The 23,977-nt window shown below is 54.5% G+C and carries 17 protein-coding genes and 1 riboswitch; of the genes, 7 read left to right on the top strand and 10 right to left on the bottom strand.

Features of this window, described 5'->3' with window-relative positions:
- Positions 1-71: 71 nt before the first annotated feature.
- From PK28_RS16100 to PK28_RS16085, 4 genes are all read right to left on the bottom strand, one after another.
- Positions 72-1,343, bottom strand: a complete 1,272-nt coding sequence (locus tag PK28_RS16100; RefSeq protein WP_044515673.1) for a homoserine dehydrogenase — start codon at positions 1,341-1,343, stop codon at positions 72-74.
- Entirely contained in the window at positions 1,321-2,352 is a 1,032-nt protein-coding gene (gene metX, locus PK28_RS16095; RefSeq protein ID WP_044515672.1) for a homoserine O-acetyltransferase MetX, read from the bottom strand. Before metX ends, PK28_RS16100 begins: the two co-directional genes overlap by 23 nt.
- A gap of 207 nt (positions 2,353-2,559) precedes the next feature.
- Entirely contained in the window at positions 2,560-3,942 is a 1,383-nt protein-coding gene (locus PK28_RS16090) for an O-acetylhomoserine aminocarboxypropyltransferase/cysteine synthase family protein (protein ID WP_044515671.1), read from the bottom strand.
- Positions 3,943-4,323: 381 nt separating this feature from the next.
- Positions 4,324-4,437: riboswitch (SAM riboswitch) on the bottom strand.
- 200 nt (positions 4,438-4,637) lie between these two features.
- On the bottom strand, positions 4,638-4,925 hold the full coding sequence (locus tag PK28_RS16085; protein ID WP_044515670.1) for a LysM peptidoglycan-binding domain-containing protein: 288 nt from the start codon (positions 4,923-4,925) through the stop codon (positions 4,638-4,640).
- A gap of 239 nt (positions 4,926-5,164) precedes the next feature.
- Between PK28_RS16085 and PK28_RS16080 the strand changes: the two genes are divergently transcribed.
- Positions 5,165-5,578 carry a hypothetical protein gene (locus tag PK28_RS16080; RefSeq protein ID WP_048826162.1) on the top strand — a complete coding sequence of 138 codons (414 nt, stop codon included), beginning with the start codon at positions 5,165-5,167 and terminating at the stop codon, positions 5,576-5,578.
- 92 nt (positions 5,579-5,670) lie between these two features.
- Here the strand turns inward: PK28_RS16080 and PK28_RS16075 are convergent, their stop codons facing one another.
- A complete protein-coding gene (locus PK28_RS16075) occupies positions 5,671-6,750 on the bottom strand; it encodes a lysylphosphatidylglycerol synthase transmembrane domain-containing protein (RefSeq protein ID WP_044515667.1) in 1,080 nt (359 codons plus the stop codon).
- Positions 6,751-6,963: 213 nt separating this feature from the next.
- Here PK28_RS16075 and dxs point away from each other — a divergent pair, with 213 nt between their 5' ends.
- From dxs to PK28_RS16060, 3 genes are all read left to right on the top strand, one after another.
- Positions 6,964-8,907, top strand: a complete 1,944-nt coding sequence (gene dxs, locus PK28_RS16070) for a 1-deoxy-D-xylulose-5-phosphate synthase (protein WP_044515664.1) — start codon at positions 6,964-6,966, stop codon at positions 8,905-8,907.
- A 263-nt stretch (positions 8,908-9,170) separates the two neighbouring features.
- The gene (locus PK28_RS20190; RefSeq protein WP_082017164.1) at positions 9,171-10,661 is read left to right on the top strand and encodes a T9SS type A sorting domain-containing protein; all 1,491 of its coding nucleotides are present in this window, start codon (positions 9,171-9,173) and stop codon (positions 10,659-10,661) included.
- Positions 10,662-11,101: 440 nt separating this feature from the next.
- Positions 11,102-13,309 carry an Ig-like domain-containing protein gene (locus PK28_RS16060; RefSeq protein WP_082017163.1) on the top strand — a complete coding sequence of 736 codons (2,208 nt, stop codon included), beginning with the start codon at positions 11,102-11,104 and terminating at the stop codon, positions 13,307-13,309.
- A 1,096-nt stretch (positions 13,310-14,405) separates the two neighbouring features.
- On the opposite strand, the gene PK28_RS20780 is transcribed toward PK28_RS16060, so the two are convergent.
- A complete protein-coding gene (locus PK28_RS20780; RefSeq protein ID WP_197070431.1) occupies positions 14,406-14,618 on the bottom strand; it encodes a hypothetical protein in 213 nt (70 codons plus the stop codon).
- Positions 14,619-14,888: 270 nt separating this feature from the next.
- Positions 14,889-15,014 (bottom strand): hypothetical protein, encoded by a 126-nt coding sequence (locus tag PK28_RS21160; RefSeq protein ID WP_262489740.1) that lies wholly within the window; start codon positions 15,012-15,014, stop codon positions 14,889-14,891.
- Between the two features lie 247 nt (positions 15,015-15,261).
- Between PK28_RS21160 and PK28_RS20775 the strand changes: the two genes are divergently transcribed.
- Both PK28_RS20775 and PK28_RS16045 read left to right on the top strand, forming a co-directional pair.
- On the top strand, positions 15,262-17,769 hold the full coding sequence (locus PK28_RS20775) for an Ig-like domain-containing protein (protein ID WP_197070430.1): 2,508 nt from the start codon (positions 15,262-15,264) through the stop codon (positions 17,767-17,769).
- A gap of 139 nt (positions 17,770-17,908) precedes the next feature.
- Positions 17,909-18,664: an alpha/beta fold hydrolase gene (locus PK28_RS16045; protein WP_044515653.1), complete on the top strand. Its 756-nt coding sequence runs from the start codon at positions 17,909-17,911 to the stop codon at positions 18,662-18,664.
- A gap of 37 nt (positions 18,665-18,701) precedes the next feature.
- On the opposite strand, the gene PK28_RS16040 is transcribed toward PK28_RS16045, so the two are convergent.
- Together PK28_RS16040 and PK28_RS16035 are read right to left on the bottom strand one after the other, a co-directional pair.
- Positions 18,702-19,193, bottom strand: coding sequence for an energy transducer TonB (locus PK28_RS16040; RefSeq protein ID WP_082017161.1), 492 nt, complete (start codon positions 19,191-19,193; stop codon positions 18,702-18,704).
- Positions 19,194-19,232: 39 nt separating this feature from the next.
- Entirely contained in the window at positions 19,233-20,228 is a 996-nt protein-coding gene (locus tag PK28_RS16035; protein ID WP_044517386.1) for an aspartate-semialdehyde dehydrogenase, read from the bottom strand.
- 120 nt (positions 20,229-20,348) lie between these two features.
- Here PK28_RS16035 and PK28_RS16030 point away from each other — a divergent pair, with 120 nt between their 5' ends.
- Positions 20,349-23,015: a lamin tail domain-containing protein gene (locus PK28_RS16030; RefSeq protein WP_044515650.1), complete on the top strand. Its 2,667-nt coding sequence runs from the start codon at positions 20,349-20,351 to the stop codon at positions 23,013-23,015.
- A gap of 73 nt (positions 23,016-23,088) precedes the next feature.
- Here the strand turns inward: PK28_RS16030 and PK28_RS16025 are convergent, their stop codons facing one another.
- On the bottom strand, positions 23,089-23,964 hold the full coding sequence (locus tag PK28_RS16025; protein WP_044515648.1) for a transporter: 876 nt from the start codon (positions 23,962-23,964) through the stop codon (positions 23,089-23,091).
- Positions 23,965-23,977: the final 13 nt, after the last annotated feature.

Raw genomic sequence — 23,977 nt, 5'->3', positions numbered from 1 at the left:
TGGCCCGATTCCATACTGGAATATACACATTCCTAAGCTGGAATAAGTGCCCGCCTTACCTTTTGTCTGCCTTATTGCGCCAGCGCCGATTCAGTAACCTCCTGCGCTGCCTCCGTTACGCGCATAGCGCCAGTACGCACTATCAGGGCGCCGGCTTGCCGTAGGTTTTCCCGTTGCTCCAGTAAGGTAGCCAAGGTGGTGTAGCCTACGGCGAAATATCCCTCCGGCCCGTTGCCTTCCACTGAAATATCCGTTAGCGCCAAGTCGGCCAGCCCATTTTCCTCCGGCGTGCGCAAATAGATTTCTACCGCCAGTTGATTGGTGAAGGCCGGTGCTGCCTGCCGGAGCTTGGTATAAGTGTAAGTCTGTTGGCGTTGCAAAGCGGCCAGATCGGATAAAACGGCCGAACCCGTGGGGTGTCCGCCGGCTCCGCGCCCGCGCAGGAACTGCGCACCGGCAAATGCCGCTTCTACAGATACCCCATTAAACTCATGCTCAACGGTGTACAAGGGGGATTCGGCCGACACAAAGGTGGGCGCCACCAACGCCGTTACGCGGCCGTCGGGCAGCTGCTCCAGCGTGGCTACTACCTTTATTTTATAGCCTTGGGCCTGCGCATAAGCAATATCCGTGGGCGTTATGGCTTCAATGCCCAAGTGCAGTACCTGTTCCGGCTGGAGGAGGAGGCCGTAGGCATGAGCGGCCAGAATAACGGCTTTGGAACGCGGGTCGAAAGCGGCCATATCCAGGGTAGGGTCGGTTTCAGCGAAACCCAGGAGTTGCGCTTCGGCCAGGGCGGCGGCGTAATCGGTTCCTTCCTGCGTCATGCGCGTGAGCACATAGTTGGAGGAGCCATTCAGAATGCCACTAACTGAGCGCAGTGGTTCACTGCTGAAGTGAGCATCCAGGGTGCGCAGAATGGGGATACTGCCACACACGGCGGCTTCGTACAAAAGCGTGCCGCCAAACTGCTGCTGAAGCTGCACCAATTCCGGCAGATGGCGGGCCAGCATGGCTTTATTAGCCGTTATTACCCGACGGCCCTGCAGCAGGGCCGCCTTCACCAGGCGGAAGGCTTCGGCAGCATCATCAATTACTTCAACCAGCACGTCCAGATACGGGTCAGCCAGTAGGTCCTCGGCATGGTATTCAAAACGATGAGCGGGCAGGGAGCGGGGTTTGGCGGGGTTCTTTACCGCAATACGCCGCACCTCGGCCCCAAATTCCGGCAGCTGCTGCAGAATATCATACAGGCCCTGGCCTACGCAGCCAAAGCCTATCAGGCCAATACGCAGGGGAGAAGGAACGGGGCGCGGCAGGCTAATGTGCGAAGGTCTGGGCATGAAAACGTTCGAGAAAATGCGTGATTTGGTCGGTTTCAATCAGGAAGCCATCATGGCCAAAGCGGGACTCCATCTCAGCGTACATGGCTCCCGGAATATGGCGCGCCAGCAGGCGCTGCTCAGTTGGCGGAAACAGTACATCGGAACTGATGCCGATGATAAGCGTGCGGGCTTTAATGCGGCTTAAAGCCGTTTCAATAGTACCGCGGCCGCGGCCCAGGTGATGCGAGTCCATGGCTTTGGAAAGCACCACGTAGGTATAGGCATTGAAGCGGGCTACCAATTTTTCGCCCTGATACTGCTGATAAGCACTGGCCCGGAAGTATTCCAGCGTATCATCGCCCGGCTCGGCCTGGGTTTGGTGGTAAGCCTCGTAGCTGCGGTAGCTGAGCAGGGCCATGGCCCGGGCCGCTTTCAGTCCGCGCTGCCCACCCGAAGGTGTAGCCTGATGGTAGGTTTCATCGGCCAGAATAGCCAGCCGTTGAGCCTCGTTAAAGGCAATGCCCCAGGGAGAGTGCCGGGCATTCGTAGCCAGCACCACCAGATGCGCAAACACGCCGGGCTGCTCTACGGCCCACTCCAGTGCCTGCTGACCGCCCAGCGAGCCGCCAATAAGGGTATGAATCCGGGTTAAACCCAAATGCTGCCGCAACTGCTCATGGGCCGCCACCAAGTCCCGGATAGTAAGCAGGGGAAACGCCTGATACCAGGGCCGGCCGGTTTCTGGGTTCTCCGTGAGCGGGCCAGTAGAGCCGTAGCAAGAGCCCAGCACGTTGGCACACACAATAAACCAGTCGGCAGGGTCGAAATAGCAGTTCTCGCCAAACAACCCGGGCCACCAGGCCAGCACCTCGGCGTTGGCCGTGAGAGCGTGGCACACCCAGATGACGTTGTCGCGGGCTTCATTCAAGGTGCCGTAGGTGCGGTAGGCCACCTGAGCTCCGGGCAGCACGCCGCCACCTTCCAGCGGCAACGGTTTAGGGAGCGTAAAAACCAAGTCTTCGGGCATGATGTATTCGGCAGGGAATTCCTAATCGGCGCTGCCCAGGCGGGCAGCGCCGTGATAGAAAGGGTTGAGCCCAAAGGCCGGCGAGTCCTAGTCCCACCCAATAGACTCTTATAGTGCCGACGGAGCTCAACCCAGGTGTTGAGTTGCCGGTTGCCAGGATGGTTTTAAACGAATGGGCAACCGGCAACTCACAACTGGCAACTGAAATTAAACCTCCAGCGGCTGGGCATGCTCAGGCTTGGGCTCCAGCAGGGTAGTTTCTGTCTCCCCAAACTGAGGCACATCCTCGCGCACGGCTTCAAAAGCCTGTGCCAGGTCGGCGCGGATGTCTTCGAAGTGCTCGATGCCCACGGAGAGGCGCAGGAGGGTAGGCAGTACGCCGGCGGCCTGCTGCTCCTGCTCCGAAAGCTGTTGGTGCGTAGTAGCCGAAGGCTGAATAATCAGGGTTTTAGCGTCGCCTACATTGGCCAAGTGGCTGACCAGCTTCAGGTTATCAATAAAGCGCGTGGCCGTATCCTTGGAGCCCCGAATGCTGAAGGTGAGTACGCCGCCCGCGCCCTTGGTCAGGTATTTCTGCGCCAGCGCGTAGTAAGGGCTGCTTCTTAAGCCCGGGTAGTTTACCCGCTCTACCTGCGGGTGTTGCTCCAGCCAGGTAGCAATACGTTGCGTGTTTTCCACAGTGCGCTCCAGGCGCAGACTCAGGGTTTCCAGGCCCTGCAGCAGCAGGAAAGAGTTGAATGGGCTTTGCGAAGGGCCAAAGTCCCGCAGGCCTTCTACCCGGGCGCGAAGGATGAAAGCAATGTTGCCAAACGGCCCGTTCTTGCCGAAAACATCATTAAACACCAGCCCGTGGTAACCCTCGGATGGCTCCGTGAACTGCGGAAACTTACCGTTGCCGAAGTCATAGGTGCCGCCATCCACAATCACGCCGCCAATGCTGGTGCCGTGCCCGCCAATCCACTTGGTAGCCGACTCCACCACAATGTGCGCGCCGTGCTCCAGGGGGCGGAACAGGTAGCCACCGGCCCCAAAGGTATTGTCCACAATCAACGGTAGGTCATACTTGTTGGCAATGGCGGCAATACGCTCAAAATCCGGCACGCTAAAGCTGGGGTTGCCAATGGTTTCCAGGTACAGGGCCTTGGTATTGTCATCAATCAGGGCCTCAAAGCTCTCGGGGTTGTCGCCATCGGCGAAGCGCGCATCAATGCCCAGGCGCTTAAAGGCTACTTTAAACTGATTATAGGTGCCACCATACAGGAAGGAGGTAGAAACGAAATTGTCGCCGGCCTGCAGAATGTTGTTTAGGGCAATGAACTGTGCCGCCTGTCCCGAGGAAACGGCCAAGGCTGCTACGCCACCTTCTAATGCGGCAATGCGCTGCTCAAACACGTCGGTGGTGGGGTTCATGAGCCGGGTATAGATATTGCCGAACTCCTTTAGGGCAAACAAGTTAGCGCCGTGTTCGGCATTTTTAAATACGTAGCTGGTCGTTTGATAAAGCGGTACGGCGCGGGAGCCGGTTACGGGGTCGGGCTGCTGGCCGGCGTGCAACTGAAGGGTTTCGAAGTGCAGGTTCTGAGTAGACATAATAGGTCTGTATTTAAAGAAGAAGTTTTTGACTGGGGAAAGCGCAAAGCGCGCAAAATGGCCACGACGAAGCGTAGCGGAAACCCTCCTGAAACCGGCAAAAGCAAGCAAATTGCGGCGGTTAGGATGCGGCTTAGCCCACGGAATGCCAGCGGGCATTGCCAGTTAGGACCAAACAGGAAATGGGAGGAGGGGTGCTGGAGGGAGCCGGCTTTAAGCGGCTAGCAACAGCAACAACACGCGCTGCAACAGCAGCGCATTCGCATTCGCGTAGTGACGAAGGCGGAAACACAGACATCTGTTGAGGGGCCGGGACGCAGCAAGGCGGCCGGGGCAAGCGGATTTGAGCAGGCGAAAGCGAGGGTGTTTTCCATGGCACTCAACTTATATCTCCCGCCAGCAACAGCTGGTCTGGGCAGGAATTGGCACCTTTCGCGCGGTCGAAGGTTGCCAGCGGGTCACGGAGCCTGTTCTCTCGCCGCTTCTATATAAATCCTATGAAAACTGCCCCGCCGCGAGCGGGGGAGTACCGGGTTGGTGAGGGCAAATGTAAGCGCCAGATTCAGAACTCAAAATTTTAAGCGCAATTTTTTAACCGCTTTAGCTTAAAATGAAACAAGCTATACGCAGGTAAATGCACAAAAAAACGCCGCCCTGCGGAGCAGAGCGGCGTTTGGAGGAAGTAGCGTCGGAGACTAAATTTTTGGCAAATTCAATACCTGGCCTACTTCAATATGGTCGGGGTTGGAGCCAATGGTGGCTTTGTTGGCGTCGTAAATCTGGTGCCACTTGCTGGCGTCGCCGTAGTGGTGCTTGGCAATTTTAGACAGCGAATCACCGGATACTACGGTGTACGAATCGCCCTGCGTGGTAGCGGCCGGCTGGTTGGTATTGCCGAAGAAATCGGTGTTGCCGGTGGCGGGCTTATTGGCGGGCTGAACGGGTTTTTGTTCGCCTTTATTCAGAAAATCGAAGAGTCCCATGGGAGTGGTTAATTAGGAGTAGGAGAGGAGTGGAAGTACCGCATCGGCCTGATAGCCATGGTTATGTACTGCTGATCTTACGTGGCCTGCCGGATTTAGTTGTTATTCCGGGAGAGCATAGACTTATCCCAACTCTTTGTGCCGCCTAGCGTAAGAAGTGGCTATCTGCCGGAAAAAGCATGGCTCAACCGGCGGGTAGTTCACCTTGCAAGTTTCTCCCAACTTCTCATCCTTTCCCTATGAAACTGATGCCTTTCCCATTTCGCTATCTGGCCAGCCTGTTGGTGCTGGTGGCCCTGTTTGCTACCTCCTGTAACCAGGAAAATAAAGTAGGCGAAACCAATATGCTCTACGGTACCGACAGCAAAGTCTGGAAGACCGATAAGGAAACCACCGCCACCGGCGACAAAGTAGACCAGAGCAGCGCTGATAAGAAAACCGAGCTGCGCTTCTTCGCCAACGGCAATTTCAACATGACGTCGCCCTCCCAGACCATGCAGGGAACCTACACGTTCGACCAGACGGCTAAAAAAATTACGCTCACGCCCACCGGCAGCAGCAACACTTTGACGTTTGATGTCGTAAACCTCACCAAAGATGAAATTACCCTGCGCGCCCCCGATGGCTCGCAAATGATGCTGGAGGCCGACTAAGCTCCGGTTGAGAATTCGAAGTCTGAAAAAACACAAAAAAGCCTTTCTGCCAGCGGTAGAAAGGCTTTTTTGTGTTGATACAAGCTGGATATCTAGGAATGCATCAGTTTCTCGGCGGTGCGCCGGCCGTATATGCGGGCCACCCAGCGGGGTAGGAACACGGCGCCCAGCACCAGATACAGGTAGTACGTTACCATGCGGTAGAGCAGCACCATGAAGCTGGTCATGGTAGCCGTACCGATAAACTTGCCGAAAAACGTGGGGAAAGCGCCTTCCGCAATGCCCGCACCACCCGGCGTAATAGCTACCAGCAGAATGACTTTGTAAGTAATGTTGCGGGCAAACATCATGGTAAATTCCTGGGCTGATACGTTCACGAAAGCCGCAATCAGGCAGCCAATGACGAGGTAGCGCGCCGTCCAGACAAAGGCGGTGCTGAGGGCCGCCCGCAGCCAGTAGCCCGCGCCATTGCCGCGCAGCTGCGCTGAGGCCCACACTACTTCATTGCCGTGCTGATAGGCTTTGGCACGCCAGCGCCGCAGGCCGCGCAGGGAAAACAGCCGTACCAGCAGCCGCTTTACCGACATGGGGTTGATAAACAGCGCATACAGCATGAGACCGGAATACAGCGAAACCATCACGTAGCTCAGCCCAAAGGCTATTTTGAGCGTAGTCATGAATCCGCTCTGCAAGGATTCGGCCGGGTACAGCCCCTCGTGCGCCAGCCAGACCACCAGCGGTACCATCACCACATAATACAGGTTATCCAGCAGGGCCGTGACCATCACATACGCCACCGATTTGCCCAGCGTAATACCTTCCTTATGCAGCAGTATGGGCGCTACCGAGGTGCCACCCACGGCCGAGGGCAGAATGCAGGAAGCAAACTCCCAGATCATAATAATATCCAAGGAAGCGCGCCAGCTCAGCACCCGCTCCGATATTTCCCGGATTCTATAGACATAGCCAGCGTCGCGGGCTACCAATACCAGCAGGGAAATAAGGAGCCACATGGGGCTGGCGTTACTCAGGGGAGCCAGGTCGCCGGGCTTGTAGCTGCGCCAGAACATGAAGCCCACCACGCCCAGGCCAATAAGCACAGGCAGCACAATGCGCGAGGGCCGAAGCTTATCGAGCAGTTGCTGTTCCTCGGAGTCCTGGGTAAGCGGCATAAGCAAGCGGTGTGGTAGTGGCAAAAGTAGCCATTATTCGGCCAGAGCTGCGTAGGGAAGATACGAAGCGGAAAACCTGTACGACAGGGATAAACCGCTGCCCCGGAAAACTCGTACCTTTGCCCACTATGGGATGCTATCTGGTAGCGGCCCTTAACCTTTTCTAAGGTTATCTGTTGCCCTCTTAGTTCCTGCTATTTGTCCTGACCCAAGATGATTGTTGAACCCGGTGCCCTGCTGGCAGCTATTGACTCGCCTGACGACCTGAAAAAGCTCAGCCCGGACCAATTGGTTCAGCTAAGCCAGGAGCTGCGGCAATTCATCATTGATTCCGTGTCCATCTACGGCGGCCATTTTGGCGCCTCCCTGGGCGTGGTAGAGCTGACGGTAGCCCTGCATTATGTTTTCAACACCCCCTACGACCAGTTGGTGTGGGACGTAGGCCACCAGGCTTACGGCCACAAAATCCTGACTGGCCGGCGGGAGCAGTTTCCCACAAACCGCCGCTACGGCGGCATGTCGGGCTTTCCCAAGCGCAAGGAAAGTGAGTACGATGCCTTTGGCGTGGGCCACAGCTCCACCAGCATTGGCGCGGCGCTGGGCATGGCCGTGGCCTCCGACTATAAAGGCGAATTCGACCGGCAACACATTGCCGTTATTGGCGATGGTGCCATGACGGCCGGTATGGCCTTTGAAGCCCTGAACCACGCCGGCGTGGAGAAATCCAACCTGCTGGTTATTCTGAATGATAACTGCATGAGCATCGACCCCAACGTGGGCGCGCTCAAAGAATACCTGACGGACATCACCACCTCCCGTACCTATAACAAAGTGCGCGACGAGCTGTGGAATGTACTAGGCAAGCTTTCTAAGTTTGGCCCTAATCCGCAGCAGATTGCCAAGCGTGTGGAGCAGGCCATGAAAGCTACCTTGCTCAAGCAGGGCAACCTGTTTGAGGCCCTCAACTTCCGCTACTTCGGCCCGGTAGATGGCCACGATGTGCAGCATCTGGCTACCATCCTGCACGACCTCAAGAGCATTCCCGGCCCCAAGCTGCTGCACTGCGTTACGGTGAAGGGCAAAGGCTATGCGCTGGCCGAAAAAGACCAGACCCTGTGGCACGCTCCCGGCCTGTTTGATAAGGTAACGGGCGAAATTCATAAGAAAACCTACGCCACGCCGCAGCCGCCCAAGTATCAGGACGTGTTTGGGCACACCTTGGTAGAGCTGGCCGAGAAGAACGACAAGATCATGGGCGTGACGCCGGCCATGCCTTCGGGCTCGTCGCTGAACATCATGATGGAAGCCATGCCCGACCGCGCCTTCGACGTGGGAATTGCCGAGCAGCATGCGGTGGTTTTCTCTGCCGGGCTGGCCACGCAGGGCCTGGTGCCTTTCTGCAACATCTACTCCTCCTTCATGCAGCGCGCCTACGACCAGGTGGTGCATGATGTAGCCCTGCAGAACCTGCACGTAGTATTTTGCCTGGACCGCGCCGGTTTTGCCGGCGCCGACGGCCCCACGCACCACGGCTGCTACGACCTGGCCTATATGCGCTGCATCCCCAACATGGTGGTTTCGGCGCCTATGAATGAGGAAGAGCTCCGCAACCTGATGTACACGGCCTCCTTGCCCGAAAACGCCGGTCCGTTCAGCATCCGCTACCCGCGCGGCGAAGGCGTGATGCCAGAGTGGCGCAAGCCGCTCAAAAAGCTGGCAATTGGTACCGGCCGGGTTGTGCGCGAAGGAGAAGGTGTGGCGGTGCTCAGCATTGGCCATATCGGTAATTACGCTGTGAAAGCCACCCAAAAGCTTTTAGCTGAGGGCCTGAACCCCGGGCACTACGATATGCGCTTCTGTAAGCCGCTGGATGAGGAAATGCTCCATAACATCCTGCGCCAGTACAAAGCCATTGTAACCGTGGAAGATGGCTGCCTGCAAGGCGGCTTCGGGGCGGCCGTGCTGGAATTTATGGCCGACCACGGCTATAGCCTGCCCGTAAAGCGCCTCGGTATCCCGGACCGCGTGGTGGAACACGGCACTCAGGACGAGCTGTATAAAGAATGTGGTTTTGATGCTGATGGAATTGCCGCTGCTCTGCGCGAAATGAGTGGCAAGGTGGCAGCGACAGAACCCAGGACTACGGTATTGCTGTAAGATTCTTCAGCAATGGTTTTTAGAGCCAAAGTAGCGTTAGCTGCTTTGGCTTTTTTCTTTTTATAGCATGCTATAGAGTCTGAAATTTTTATCAAATAATGGAATCATTTTCAAAGTTGTGCCTACTGTTTTAATATATAGATCTTATATATATAGTTATATATGAGGTAAATAATATATTTTCTTCTATTGTACAGTCATTAGATGTAGAGCTTGCGTATTGCAGGAAATTCAGTTTTCGACCTCTTTGAAAAACCTGCAACATGAAAAATAAATACGCGTTTTTGACCTTCTTCCTGTTTTTAGTTGGTACCGTAACATCTGGCTACAGTCAGGGCCAGGGCCAAGCACCCGGAACCAGTGAAAACTGCTCTGGCCAATTTGATCTGACCTACCCTTCTGGTGCCGGAGTTACTACCAGGACCTTCAACAATGGTAATAGTAATCCGGTGGTAACGTATTGCCCAGATGGTACTGGTAGTATTGCTTTAACGGTAACGGAAACCTCTACTGGTGGATCGTTCACCGTTAAAAATGCTGCCGGTACTACTTTGTATACCAATGTTTTCCCAACTGCCCCGGCAACATTTACCTTTTCTTTACCAATATCGTCTCAAACAACTTACACGTTTATAAACACTATCAATTGTAATAATCCGAAAACAATTTCTGTTGAGTTAACCTTAGCCCCTTCGCTTGCTATTACTTCCAGTGCAGGTAATAATGCTGTTTGTCCGCTCACTGCTGTTACACTTACTGCTACCGGTGGTACTGGTACCTATACTTTAAGAGATGCTAACGGAGCAATTCTGGGAACTAATAACTCGGGTATCTTCACGGTATATCCAGGAACAACTACTTCATATACTATAGAAAACACCACTGCTGATTGTGGTGCAAACACAGTTACACAGCGCATCACGGTTGCTACCAATAATCTGACCCTAACCTCAAATGATGCCGATAATACGGTATCGTCAGGCACAGCGGTTATCCTTACAGCAGGCGGTGGTACTGCTGGTGGATACACTTGGACTGCCAGTGATGGTACTGCTATTACTTCAACTGGCTCCCAGGTAACGGTTAACCCAAGAGTAACTACTCAATATACCGTAAGTGGTCGGACTGCCATTGGTAACTGTCCAACTTCAGCTTCTTTGACTATCACCGTAAATGCAGTGATTCTGCCGGTAGAGTTTGCGAGCTTCACGGCAGTATGGGCCGGTAAAGCCCCACAGCTGAGCTGGGCCACGGCCTCAGAGAAGAACAGCGCCTCTTTTGTGATAGAGCGCAGTTTGGACGGGCTGACCTTTGCCGCCATTGGCCAGCGCGCCGGGGCTGGCAGCACCACCACCCGCAATGAGTACCAGTATTCAGATCTTAGCCTTTCTTCCTCGGTTGCGGGTACAGTGTACTACCGCTTGCGACAGGTAAACACCGATGGCACTTTCAGCTACTCGGCGGTGAAAACACTCCTGATTCCTACAGGAAAGGCCGGTTTCAAAGCTACGGCATTCCCCAACCCTTTTGAAACCAGTGTTTCAGTAGAAGTAGAGGCGCTGGGTGCCGGTGCCATTACCTATACAGTGCACGATGTGCTGGGCAAGCAGTTGCTGCTACGCACAGTGGCAGCCTCGGGCGTTGGCCTGCAGAAAATCAACTTACCACAAAGCGCTACTCCACGGGCGGGTGTGTACTACCTCACGGTGCACCAGGGTAATCAGCAGCAAGTGCTCAGGATCAGCCGCAAATAGATAAACTAACAAACCCCGAATTTGTAAAAAGCCCAGGCCGATGTCGGTCTGGGCTTTTTGTTGGTAGTTATCTGGCAGCGCAGCCAAATTTCAGTTGTAAGAGTCATTATATAGAAGGCTCTAAATCTATAGGGGTATCGGTTGGTAAAGACCTGATCTATCGGACAAAATCCTTTAAGGTAGGATTACGGGCAGCTAAGAGTAGTGGGGCCCATAGTGAAAACCTGCATCCCAATTTAAGAGCAATATCAGATCAAATTTACGGAGGATTTTATTGTACTTATTAAGTGCAAGTAAAATTGGTATTATTTGTATAGTGCTTATTAATAGCATTATATAGTATATTAAAAGATAAATAATGCTATTTAATTTGAAAGTTTCCGCTAAATGGTAAGTTTGTGCTGAATCGTGATGTTGTCACTAAACCTCTTCCTACCACTATGAAAACACTCTACAGTTTCTTAGCATGCCTGCTCATGCTTTTGGGTATTCCTTTAAAGGATTACGCGCAGTGTTCCAACCAGATTAACGTAACGTACTACAACTCTGCCGGGACTGCTACTACCCAAACAATTAACAATGGTCAGTCGGGGGGCGTTATTCCAGTCTGTCCTACGGCTGGGACCAACTTTGTTCTGAAAGCAACGTCTACTTCCGATGCCAACCTGTACTGGTATAAGGTAGTTGGTACTACGGAGACGTTGCTCACTACTGGAGCAAGGGCGGCGGGTTCAGAATTAATTCTGTCAACGCCCTTGAATACGACGACGGTGTTCCGTATTCGTTCACTGACCACAAAATGCGGTGGTAGCGGCACTTCCAGCAACTATGCCGACATTACGTTGCAGCCCTCGTTGACGCTTACTTCCAATGCTGCCAGCGTATGTACGGGCGGTACGGTCACGCTTACGGCCAGCGGCTCTTCGGGTACCTATACGTGGTATCAGGATGGGGTTCTGCAAAGCGAAACCGGCGCCACCATTATCCGCACAAATCTGTTGGCCACGACCACCTTTTTGGTAAGTGCTCCTACTACTTCCTGCGGTACCAGCTCCCAGGAGTTGGTGGTTCCGGTAAACAGCTTAACGCTGACACCAACCACGGCTACGGTCTGCTCCGGCGGATCGGCCACGTTTACGGCTGCATACACAGGAAGCAACGCCACTTTTAACTGGTACAACGCGGCGAATACGTTGGTGTATACTTCTATCGGAACTACTTCCTCTTATACGGATACCAACGTTGCGGGCAATACTTCCTACCGGGTAGATGCCGTAACTGCTGATTGTGGTACTACCCTTTCGCAGACAGCAAGTGTTACCATTGGCGCTCTTACGGCCGCTATTTCGCCCAGCGCCCCCACGGTGTGTGCGGGTAGTGCCGTTACCTTAACAGCGTCTTCGAATAACCCGAACGTAACCTATCAGTGGCAGTCACAGGGTGCTAACGGTAACTATTCCAACATTGCGGGTGCTACCAGCTCCACTTACTCGGTATTTACCGCTAGTAATAATACCAACCCTGAAAACTATCAGGTTGTGGTTTCCTCTACTAACTGTTCTGCCGTTTCTGTTCCTGTAACAGTAACCAAAGTTGCGGCGGCTATTAATTCGCTCAGTACCAGCCCCAGTTCGGCTACGGTCTGCGCTGGTTCTCCCGTAACCTTAACGGCCGCTTCCAATATTTCCAATGCCCGCTTTGTATGGTATACTACTGCCGGGCAGTCGCTTTCTACTTCCGCTACCTATTCACCCAGCCCCACTACTACTACTACCTATCAGGTAGATATTATCAGTGGCTGTGGTACGCAAACGCTGAGCTCAACCATAACGGTGAATCCCAAGCCTACCATTATGGTTACGCCGGGTAGTGCTTTTGTTCAGCCAGGTGGCTCAGCCGTTCTTACGGCCAGCGGCGCTACCGCGTACAGCTGGTCACCGGCAACGGGCCTGAATACCACTTCGGGAGCTAGCGTAACGGCTACGCCTTCTGCCACCACCACCTATACCGTGACCGGCACTAATGCCAATGGCTGCGTGAATACTTCTACGGTAACGGTAACAGTGGCGTCAGTTATCCTGCCGGTAGAGCTCGTAGAATTCAAGGCGGTTTGGCATGGTCAGTCACCCAAATTGACCTGGGCAACTGCTTTTGAGAAGGAAAATGCTATGTTCCTGATTGAACGGAGCTATGATGGTATTACATTCGAGGTAATTGGCCAGCAGCAAGGCGCTGGCAATTCCCAGAACCGTACCAGCTACCGCTACACCGATGGAGCCTTGCCAGTTTCTGCTTCTGGAACAGTATATTATCGGTTGCGGCAGGTAGATGTTACCGGCAGCTTTAGCTACTCCGATGTTAAAACGGTGCAGGTGCCTACCAAGCGTCGGAATTTCGCGGCTTCCGTTTACCCTAACCCATATGAGAAAGCCCTAACGGTTGAGGTAGAAACATTGGGCACCAATGATATTATCTGCACGGTGTATGATGTAGTTGGCAAGCGCCTGATAACCCGTAAAGTAGCTGCCAAGGGTACTATTACCCAAGAAATTGATTTCCCGGAAGCAGCTTCACTCCACACGGGTATGTACTACCTGCGTGTACAGCAAGGTGGTCAGTCCCAGGTGATTCGCCTGAATCGTAAGTAATAAGCCAGCTTATTATGGTCAATGGAAAGACCAGGTCCGTCAGGGGCCTGGTCTTTTTTGGTTTTAGCTAGCTTAATTCAGGGTCAGTACCGCCGGGCTACAGGCCTTATTTGTAACTCTACCTTGTATTCGTAAGCTAATTTGATAGGACAATTCCTTTATTTACTGTTTGCCATACAACTGTATAGCTTCCTTTTTCCGTGGATAAACAGTCCTATTTCCAGCTTATCTAAAACCACGTAAGCCTTAAGTACAGCGGCTGCATACGATTAAGGGTTATAAAAAGTTACATTTTTGGTTGTTTTTATATTTAAAATAATTATATAAAATAATGTTTTAATAATAATTATATATAAAAATTCCAATATGACATTATCAATAAAGCCCCTGATATGTTAATTGAATAATAATATTTTAATATATATTTCAGGGTTTCGTAGTACCTTTGAGTGTTGATTAAGGTGTTATTCACAAACTAAGGGTTCCTGTATATGAGGACATTGTACAAATTGCTGGGCAGTTTCGCGCTGTTCTTCTTCCTTCTGCCAACTGTGGCTTGGTCTTTACCAACGTGGGCCGGTTGTTCAGGACAGTACAGACTGGTTTATCCATCCGGAACCGGTACTGCTTTTACAGATATTAATAACGGTTCCGGTGCAGTAACCGCTACTTATTGTCCTAATGGTTCAGGTACGACCACTATTACGGTTACACCGGAATCTGAAAGTACTGTTTCGCTGATCCGTCAGTCTGATGGGGCTGTATTGGGCAGTCGCTATTTCACGGATGCAGAAGTGAATGCTAATACGTCCTATACGTTTACAGTAGCTGCGACTTCTCAAACTAACTATACAATCAATAGTGTTATTAATTGTAATAACACGAAGAGCTCCAATATCACATTCACATTAGCTCCTACCTTATCATTAACTGCCAGCTCTTTGGTAGTTTGTGCAAATGGTACGGTAAATCTGACGGCTAATGGGGCTACATCAACTACTGGATATACTTGGACGCAAACAGTAAATGGTGTTACTACCACTATTGCTGGCGCAACCGGGAGCACCCTCACGAGGACGGTAACTGCTACTACCGTTTACACAGTTAGTGCTGCCACCACTGGCTGCGGTAATGCTACACAGAGCATTACGGTAACGGTGCCTACTTTAGCTGTAACCCCTACAGCGGCCACAATCTGCTCAGGCGCTTCTACCACGCTAACCGCTACTTCCAATATCCCTGGTACTTCGTATACGATAACCAACAACGTAAATACTACTACTACTACGAACACTACAGGGGTTTTCACAGTAGCACCAACGGCCAATACCGCATACACCATAACAGCCTCAAACTCATCAGGCTGCTCAGGACAAACGGTAGCAGTTCCTATAACAGTAGCTACGCCCATTATTACGATTACGCCAGCTGCTCCTGTTATTTGCGCGGGTAGCTCTACTTCGCTTACGGCCAGCACTAATATTACTTCTGGTACTACAACCTACTCTTGGTCGCCCAGTACTGGCCTCAGTGGCGCTACTGGTGCTACTGTTACCGCTAACCCCACCACTACCACCACCTATACCGTAACTGCTACTAACTCAACTTGTGGCAGCAGTGCTACAAAAACGGTTACCGTTACGGTGGCCCCACTAGCCGTTACCGTTACTCCGGCCTCGGCCACTATCTGCTCTGGTGGTTCCACCTCTTTAGTTGCCAGTAGCAATATTACGGTCGGTACTATTACCTACAGCTGGTCTCCTGCAACAGGCCTGAACACACCCACTGGCGCAACTGTAACGGCTAATCCTACAGTTACTACAACATATACTGTCACCGCGACTAGTTCCTCTTGCGGTACGGCTACTAAGCAGGTTACCGTTACGGTAAATCCAACACCGGTAGTGTCGGCCCTGACGGGCACACCCAGTCCGATTTGCTCGGGCAACACTGTGACGCTGACGGCCACGGCCAGCAACGCGGCCAACTACACCTGGACGCGTACGCTTAACGGCACGACCACCACGCTGGCTACGACCACGACCAACACGTATAGCACCACCGCTCCTTCGGTTACCAGCCAGACCATCTATACTTATGGGGTGGTAGCCAGCAATACTAACTGCTCTTCCACCCAGCGTACGGTTGATGTGACGGTGAATCCGCTGCCCACTATTACGGCCATTACGTCTAATCCGGCTTCGCCTATTTGCCTTGGCACAGAAGTTACCCTCACTACCACTGGTACTAATGTTTCTGGGTATCGCTGGAGCTCACGTCCTGCAGGTAGCACTGGTAGCTATTTCATTATAACCGGGGAGACCTCTGCTTCGCTGACGGTTACTCCAGGTGAGAGCACCCAATACCAAGTTGTGGGACTCAGCAGCTTTGGCTGTGCTAATAGTGCAGTCCGAACACTCACCATTACGGTGAATCCACTGCCTACAGTTGTGGTGACGCCTGCTGCCCCGGCCATTTGTGCGGGTAGCTCGACGAGCCTGACGGCCAGCGGCGCTTCCACCTACACTTGGTCGCCGACCACGGGCCTGAGCGCCGCGACGGGCGCCACGGTAACGGCTAACCCGACCACCACCACTACCTACACGGTGACGGGTACCAGTGCCAGCGGTTGCACCAACACGACTACCGTTACGGTAACCGTCAATCCACTGCCCACGGTTGTGGTGACGCCTGCTGCCCCGGCCATTTGTGCGGGTAGCTCGACGAGTCTGACGGCCAGCGGCGCTTCCACCTACACTTGGTCGCCGACCACGGGCCTGAGCGCCGCGACGGGCGCCACGGTAACAGCTAACCCGACCACCACCACTACCTACACGGTGACGGGTACCAGTGCCAGCGGTTGCAGCAGCACGACCAGCGTTACGGTAACCGTCAACCCGCTGCCCACTATCATAATATCACCAGCTTCGCCCTCTGTTTGTGCAGGCGTAAATCGCCAGCTAACGGCTAGCGGTGCTACCACCTACAGCTGGTTACCGGCCACGAACCTCAGTGATGCGACCATTGCCAACCCCGTATTTAATTCTACTACGCCTGGCGACTATACCTATACGGTAACTGGCACAAACGCCAACGGCTGCACAAGCACGGCTACAGTAACAGTGACGGTGAACCCACTGCCCACGATTACGGCCATCACCTCAAATCCTGGTTCACCTGTTTGCAGTGGAACGCAGATTACACTCACTACCACTGGCACAGACGTGTCTAGTTACCGGTGGCGTAGCAGACTGGGGACTACAGGTGCCTTTACTACATTAACTGGAGAAACCTCTGCTTCGTTGACCGTGACCCCAAGCGCCACTACGCAATATGAGGTAGTGGGAATCAGCAGCTTCGGATGTAATCAAACTAATCCTCGGGTAATCACAATTACTGTGAATTCCTTGCCGGTAGTATCGGCAACTCCAGCTTCAGCCTCCATATGTGAGGGTAACTCTAATACCCTTACGGCTTCTAGCACAGGTGCTAACCCAGCTACTTCCTACACTTGGTCGCCGGCTGCGGGCCTGAACACAACGACGGGTGCCACAGTAATTGCTTCACCCACTACCACAACGGACTATACGGTTACGGGTACCAATGCCAACGGCTGCCAGAGCACCTTTACCGTAACAGTAACCGTAAATCCCAAGCCTGCTATTGAGGTAACGCCTGCGGATGCTACTATCAATAAAGGGTCATCTACTACTCTTACAGCTAGTGGTGCTGCTTCCTACTCCTGGTCGCCGGCAGATGGGTTGGACGTTACAACGGGCGCTACTGTAAATGCTAGCCCCACCGCTACAACTACCTACACCGTAACGGGCACTAGTGCTTCCGGCTGCCTCAACACACAGCAAGTAACGGTAACTGTATCGGCGCCTCTGCCAGTTGAGTTGACGAGCTTCACGGCTACCTGGACAGGTAAACACCCCACCCTCAACTGGGCTACGGCTTCTGAGCGGAACAGTGCCTACTTTGATGTAGAGCGCAGCCTGGATGGCGGCCGCACTTTTAAAGTTGTAGGTCAGGTGACCGGCGCTGGTACAGCAACTACCCGCACGGACTATAAGTATGATGACATGACGCTAACCCAAGCTACGGTGGGTACTGTCTTCTACCGCTTGCGCCAAGTTGATCTGGATAAGAAATCTGCCACCTCGGTTGTGCGTTCCGTGCAGGTTCCTGCAGCAGCGCATACCTTCCAGGCCGGTGTGTTCCCGAACCCGTACGAGAATACGGTAACGGTGCAGTTCAACACCCTGGGTGCGGGCCCGGTGTCCATCACCGTGCATGATGTACTGGGGCAGCGCCTGCTGCAGAAAACCATGACCTACAACGCGGCCGGTGAGCAGGAGCTGAAGCTACCGCAGGCCACCAGCTGGCCAGTAGGCGTGTACTACCTGACCATCCGCCAGGGGAATCAGCAAAAAGTAGTGAAGATGAGCCACCGCTAAACCAGCGCCTTATCTAAGCCAGAATAAAAGCCAGGGCCAGTAAGGTCCTGGTTTTTTTGTTTGCGGAAACCCACCATTACGGTCTCCCTAGATTGCCTACTTTTGGCTTCCACTATTATTACTACAAGGCCAGCAGTACATGTCTGATTTACATCCCACGTTGCTCTTCCTCCACGGCTTCGGCGAATCGCGCGAGGTCTGGACGGACTTTACCCGCGGCTTTCCGGACGAGTATCGTTTGCTCACCCTGAACCTGCTGGGCCACGGCACTAACGTGCACGATATTCGGGACTATTCCATGGAAGCGCAGGCCCGCTATGTGGCGGAGCAGCTGCGCCAGAAAAATGTGGAGAAAGCCCTGCTGGTGTGCCACAGCATGGGCGGCTACGTGGCGCTGGCCTTTGCTGAGCGCTACCCGGAAATGGTAGCCGGTTTGGTGCTGTTCCACTCCACCGCCCTGCCCGACCCGGACGAGAAGAAAGCTAACCGCAACAAGAACATGGACTTTGTGCGCCGCAATGGGGTGGAGAAATTTATGGAGTCCTTTATCCGGCCGCTGTTTGCGCCCGTGAACCGGGAACGGCTGCTGGAGCGCCGCGAGTTTCTGGAGGATATCGGCAAAGCCACTCCGCAGGAAACCGTACTAGGCGCCCTGCAAGCCATGCGGGACCGGCCCGACCGGACGCACGTGCTGCGCAATGCCCGGTTCCCGGTGCTGTTTATTGTAGGAAAAGAGGACGTGGCCGTATCGGTAGAGAGTATTCTGCCGCAACTGGCGCTGCCCGCCCAAAGCCATGCACTACTGCTTAGTAATGTAGGCCACCTGGGCTACTTTGAAGAACCCGAAGTGACCTGCCGGGCGGTAGTGGATTTTGCGGGCGGTGTGTTTAGTTGATTCATACCCAGCAACTCTGAGCTCAGGGAACAGATTTTTACTTATTGCCTGGCACTAAAGGAACTTGCTTTTGGGCACTCTCTACACTATCCCGGTACGCCAAAATCTGATCCAGATTAGGTGGCAGCACAAAACGAATGGGGATAGTGAAAGCAACCGGAACGGGGCGGCCCACTTGCTTGCCCGGAATAAAAGCCGGTAGGCTACTCACGGCTCTTACCGCTTCCGCATCAAGCAAAGGGTTATTGGCCTTGTTAACTTTAATGTTCGACGGCATACCAGTAGTGGCCACTACAAAAGTAACAAATACAGTTCCTGCTACACGCTGCCGCAAGGCCTCTGTGGGGTAAACTAACGTCTGGCCCAGGGTCTGAAATAAAGCCTGTTGCCCGCCGGGAAATACGGGCATCTGCTCAACATACGTATACACTGCATTCCCATCAGGGCCATTCTGACTTTGAGCTTGCAGCTGGGACGAACTTGCAAGAATAACGGCGCTCCATAGTAGCGCCCGGAATCCACGTAGCATAGTAAAGACGGCAATAGTTATTTAAATAAAAAAATGGGGCTACTTCAGTAGCCCCATTTTCAGCATTTTCTCCGCTATCTGCACGGCATTGGTAGCGGCACCTTTCCGCAGGTTATCAGCCACTACCCACAGGTTCAGGGTGCGGGGTTGGGACTCGTCGCGGCGGATGCGGCCTACCAGCACGGCATCTTTGCCGTGAGCATCTTTGGGCATGGGGTAGCGGTTCTGCGCTGGGTCATCTACTACTTCCACGCCTTCGGTTTTGGCCAGGATTTTATAGACGTCGGCCAGTTCGAATTCCTGCTCAAACTCCACGTTCACAGACTCTGAGTGGCCACCCATTACGGGGATGCGCACGGTGGTGGCCGTTACCTGAATGGAGTCGTCGCCCATGATTTTCTTGGTTTCCTTCACCATCTTCATCTCCTCCTTGGTGTAGCCGTTGTCCTCGAATACATCAATGTGGGGCAGCACGTTCAGGTCGATGCGGTGCGGATAAGCGGGGTTGGTTACCTCAGTGCCGGCGCGCTCCTGCATAAGCTGGTCCACGGCTTTTTTTCCGGTGCCCGTCACGCTCTGGTAGGTGCTTACCACAATGCGCCGGATGCGGTAGGCATCGTGCAGGGTGTGCAGGGCCAGCACCATCTGAATGGTGGAGCAGTTGGGGTTGGCAATGATTTTATCTTCGGGGGTGAGGGCTTTGGCGTTGATTTCGGGCACTACCAGTTTTTTGGTGGGGTCCATGCGCCAGGCCGAGGAGTTGTCAATTACCACGGTGCCCACTGCCGCAAACCGGGGCGCCTGCTCTTTGGACACGGAGCCGCCCGCCGAGAAAATGGCTACGTCCGGCCGGGCCGCAATGGCGTCGTCCATGCTCACTACTTTGAATTTCCGGCCCTGAAATTCGATTTCCTGACCCACTGATTTTTCCGAGGCAACGGGCAGTAGCTCGGTAACGGGAAACCGGCGTTCGGCCAGCACTTTCAGCATTTCGCCCCCAACCAGGCCGGTGGCACCTACAATTGCGACTTTCATAAAATCGTGCAGCAAAAAATGAAGCTTCGGGCAAAGCCCAAAACGTGGCAAATGTCGGGAAAAGCCAGTTACTTAGATGCATGATCCGGCATGTGCCCGGCCGGGTTGCCCCTTTCTTTTTTGTCAGTTTCCCTCGTGAACCACGTTTCCTCCGCGTTGGCGCCCCGTTTTGCGCATCTTTCTCTCCTTGCCGGCCTTCTTCTTTTTCTTATAGCAGGCGCTGTTCCAGCCCAGGCACAGTTAAGTGAGTCTTTCACCGATGGAAATTTCGTCGAAAATCCTGCCTGGACGGGAGACGTTGCCAGCTTTGAAGTAAACACCGCGCTGCAGCTGCAAAGCAACGGCCCCGCCGTAACGGGCACCAGCCTGCAGCTGGTCACGCCCAGCCTGGCTGTCTCCGGCACTACGTGGGAGTTCTACGCCAACCTGAAGCTGGCCACCAGCAGCGGGAACCTGGCCGATGTGTGGCTGCTCTCCGACCAAAACGACCTGCGGGCCACCACCAACCACGGCTACTATGTGCGCCTGGGCGGCACGCCCGATGAAATAAGCCTGTTTCGCAAAGATGCCTCCACCAGCGCGGCCTACGTGATAAACGGCCGCGACCAGTCCCTGAACTCCAGCAACAACAACGTGGTGCGCGTGCGGGTAACCCGCGCCGCCAATGATACCTGGACCCTGGAAACCGACCTGACCGGCACCGGCCAGAGCTATACCACCGAGGGTACTGCTACCGATGCCACCTACCACACCAGCAACTACTTGGGCATTGCTCTCACGTATTCCTCTTCTAACAGCCGCAGTTTTTACTTCGATGATTTCCGCGTCAGCGACCAGCAGGCGCCCCAGCCACTAACCGTAACGCCCACAGCGGCCCGACAGCTCGATGTGCAATTCTCCGAAGCCGTAACCGAAACCCAGCTGGCTTCCAATTATCAGCTAAAAAACAGCACTCCCTCTGTAAGTGCTGCCGTGCGCGACGCCACCGATAATACTCTGGTGCACCTGACCCTGGCCACCGACCTGCCACTGGGCACCAATACCCTAACGGTGCAGCAGGTAGCCGACCTGTTTGGCAATACGCTGGCCACGCCCGCGCAGGTGGAGTTTGTAAACAGCGGCTTTGCCGTGCAACCCGGCGTCAATCAGGTGCTCATCACTGAAATTCTGGCCGATGAGTCGCCGGTGGTTGGTTTGCCGGCCTCGGAGTATCTGGAGATTTTCAACCCAACCACCCAGGTTATCAGTCTGGCGGGCATCCGGTTGCTGAAGCTGGGCAGCAGCACAGTAGCCGTATTCCCGGCCGGTGCTTCCCTGCAGCCCGGCGAGTATGCGGTGGTATGCGGCAGCACCCGAGGCAGTTTGTTTGCCAGCTACGGAAAAGTATTTGCCCTGAGTAACTTCCCCAGCCTCAACAACAGCGGCGACCAGCTGGTGCTGCGTGCCCGCGACGGCAAAACCCTGTTTTCCGTCAGCTATTCGGATACTTGGTACAAGGATGGTGGAAAGAAAGAGGGCGGCTGGGCACTGGAAATGGTAGATACCACCAACCCGTGCGCCGGCATCGAGAACTGGACGGCCAGCAACGACGCCAGTGGCGGCACCCCCGGCAAGGCCAACTCCGTGCAGGCCACCAACGGCGACCATACCGCCCCGGTGCTGCAGAAAGCAGTGGCCATTAATGCCACCACCGTTCGGCTGTACTTTGCTGAGAAGCTGGATAGCGTAGCCGCTGCCAACCCGGTGCTGTACACGCTAACGGGCGGCCCCACCATTACGAAGGTAGTGGTAGCCTCGCCCGGTTTTCAGACGGTAGATCTGGAACTGAATACGGCCCTGCAGCCCAGCCAGCAGGTAACGGTGCAGGTGCAAAGCGCCACCGACTGCGTGGGCAATGCGGCCGGCCCGGCTACCTCTGCCACTTTTGCGTTACCCTCGGTAGCGGAGGTGGGAGATATAGTCATCAATGAAATCCTGTTTAACCCTCGCACCGGCGGCGTTGATTTTGTGGAGCTGCTGAACCGCTCCGGCAAATACCTGGACCTGCAGGAGGCTCAGCTAGGCAATATCATGGCCGATGGCGGTCTGGATGCCGAAACCATTAGCGAGGACACGTACGTGCTGGCTCCCGGCCAGCTGCTGGTGCTCACCACCCGCCCCGATATCGTGCAGGCGCATTACCCCACCCACGACCCCGCCGCCTTCCTGTTAATGACTTCCCTGCCGTCATTCCCCGATGATGCCGGCCAGGTAGTAGTGAAAACGGCACAGGGCGTGGTGCTGGATCAGGTAGCGTATAGTGCCAAGCAGCACCTGGCGGTGCTTTCTGATGTGAATGGCGTGTCGTTGGAGCGTATTCGGCCGGAGGGGCCCAGCACGGCGGCTAACTTCCACTCGGCCGCCGGCAGCGTGGGCTATGCCACGCCGGGGCGCCGCAACTCGCAGTATCAGGAGGACCCTAATGGCAGCAAGCTCTTTACGCTGGAGCCCGAAGTGTTTACCCCGGATGGAGACGGAGAGAAAGATTTTACCACTCTCAACTACACCCTCAATGAGCCCGGCAACCTGGCCAGCGTTACCATTTATGATGCCCAGGGCCGGTTGGTGCGCCGCCTGGTGCGCAACGAAACCCTGGCTACCAAGGGCTTTGTGCAGTGGGACGGCCTCACGGACCAGGGGCGAAAAGCTACCGTTGGGTATTACCTGCTCCATATTCAGCTGTTGCAGCCCAAGGGCGGCACGAAGCGGGAGTATAAGCGCACCGTAGTAGTAGGGGCTCGCCTGTAAGCAACTCATCGTTTGCCATTAAAAAAGCCTGCCTTTACATAAAAGGCAGGCTTTTTTATGGATTGTCCCGTGGTTAGCGTCGGAAGCTCAGGCCCAGAAACCAGCTGGCCGCGGTGGCATGGGTTAGCGGCAGATAGGTGCCGGCATCCAGCTGGGCATTTTCCCCCAGGCCCAGCGTGAGGCCGGTATCAAAGGTGGCCTGCCAGCTGGCGCTGCGGGTATCCCAGGTGGAGGAGACTTCGGCAAAGCCAGCCAGGCTTCTGTATATATCGTGGCCGGCCGTGATGCTGGGCGCCAGCTCCAGGAAATGCTCTTTGGCGTCCTCATCGTGCAGCAGGGACGCTTTTAGCTGCGAGCCCAGGGTCCAGTCGGCGGGAAGCTGCCAGACAAAGGGCGTAGCCAGGCCGCCTTCTACGGCTTTATCCCCTACCTCCTGGCCCATAGGCAGCGTAATAAAGGGCAGCAGTGCCAGGGCGGTAGTGCCGCCTTCATTGCCCCACACGTTGCGCTTGAGACGCAGGGTCAGGTCGCCGAAGCCTTGCCTGCGCTGCACCTCGCCGATGCTTTTATCTTTCTGCCAGGTGTAGGTTTCAATAACGGCCTCTATATCTGTTGTGCGGCTCAAACCCATTTTTAGGTTGATGTGGTTGAGGGCTATTTCCTGCTCCTGCAACCGGCCGTTCTCGCGCTGGCGGGTAAAGCGCAGTAGTTCGGATTCCAGCTGAAAATGCCCCGCATCCAGGGTATAGGCACTTTCCGTAACGTCGGGCCGGTCGGTGCTGAGGGGGCGCAGCAGGGCCGTGGGCGTGGGCCGCAGCAGGGTATAGCCGCGTTTCAGCTGGTGCAGGGAATCCGCCTCGGGTTTATTGGGCATGGTTTGGGCGGCCAGGGCAGGCGCAACCAGCAGGCCTGCCAGCAGAAGCGGCCAGGCTGAGAAGAATACAGACATAGCAGGTGGTGAA

The organism is Hymenobacter sp. DG25B (assembly GCF_000801315.1).
GTDB lineage: Bacteria > Bacteroidota > Bacteroidia > Cytophagales > Hymenobacteraceae > Hymenobacter.
This window is presented reverse-complemented; position numbering and strand designations above follow the sequence as displayed.

Excerpts from the sequence above, each read along its gene's own strand:
- PK28_RS16080 (WP_048826162.1), top strand. The coding sequence starts at position 5,165 with ATGAAACTGATGCCTTTCCCATTTCGCTATCTGGCCAGCCTGTTGGTG.
- PK28_RS20190 (WP_082017164.1), top strand. The coding sequence starts at position 9,171 with ATGAAAAATAAATACGCGTTTTTGACCTTCTTCCTGTTTTTAGTTGGT.
- PK28_RS16045 (WP_044515653.1), top strand. The coding sequence starts at position 17,909 with ATGTCTGATTTACATCCCACGTTGCTCTTCCTCCACGGCTTCGGCGAA.
- PK28_RS16100 (WP_044515673.1), bottom strand. The coding sequence starts at position 1,343 with ATGCCCAGACCTTCGCACATTAGCCTGCCGCGCCCCGTTCCTTCTCCC.
- metX (WP_044515672.1), bottom strand. The coding sequence starts at position 2,352 with ATGCCCGAAGACTTGGTTTTTACGCTCCCTAAACCGTTGCCGCTGGAA.
- PK28_RS16085 (WP_044515670.1), bottom strand. The coding sequence starts at position 4,925 with ATGGGACTCTTCGATTTTCTGAATAAAGGCGAACAAAAACCCGTTCAG.
- PK28_RS16090 (WP_044515671.1), bottom strand. The coding sequence starts at position 3,942 with ATGTCTACTCAGAACCTGCACTTCGAAACCCTTCAGTTGCACGCCGGC.
- PK28_RS16040 (WP_082017161.1), bottom strand. The coding sequence starts at position 19,193 with ATGCTACGTGGATTCCGGGCGCTACTATGGAGCGCCGTTATTCTTGCA.
- PK28_RS16035 (WP_044517386.1), bottom strand. The coding sequence starts at position 20,228 with ATGAAAGTCGCAATTGTAGGTGCCACCGGCCTGGTTGGGGGCGAAATG.
- dxs (WP_044515664.1), top strand. The coding sequence starts at position 6,964 with ATGATTGTTGAACCCGGTGCCCTGCTGGCAGCTATTGACTCGCCTGAC.
- PK28_RS16025 (WP_044515648.1), bottom strand. The coding sequence starts at position 23,964 with ATGTCTGTATTCTTCTCAGCCTGGCCGCTTCTGCTGGCAGGCCTGCTG.
- PK28_RS16060 (WP_082017163.1), top strand. The coding sequence starts at position 11,102 with ATGAAAACACTCTACAGTTTCTTAGCATGCCTGCTCATGCTTTTGGGT.
- PK28_RS16075 (WP_044515667.1), bottom strand. The coding sequence starts at position 6,750 with ATGCCGCTTACCCAGGACTCCGAGGAACAGCAACTGCTCGATAAGCTT.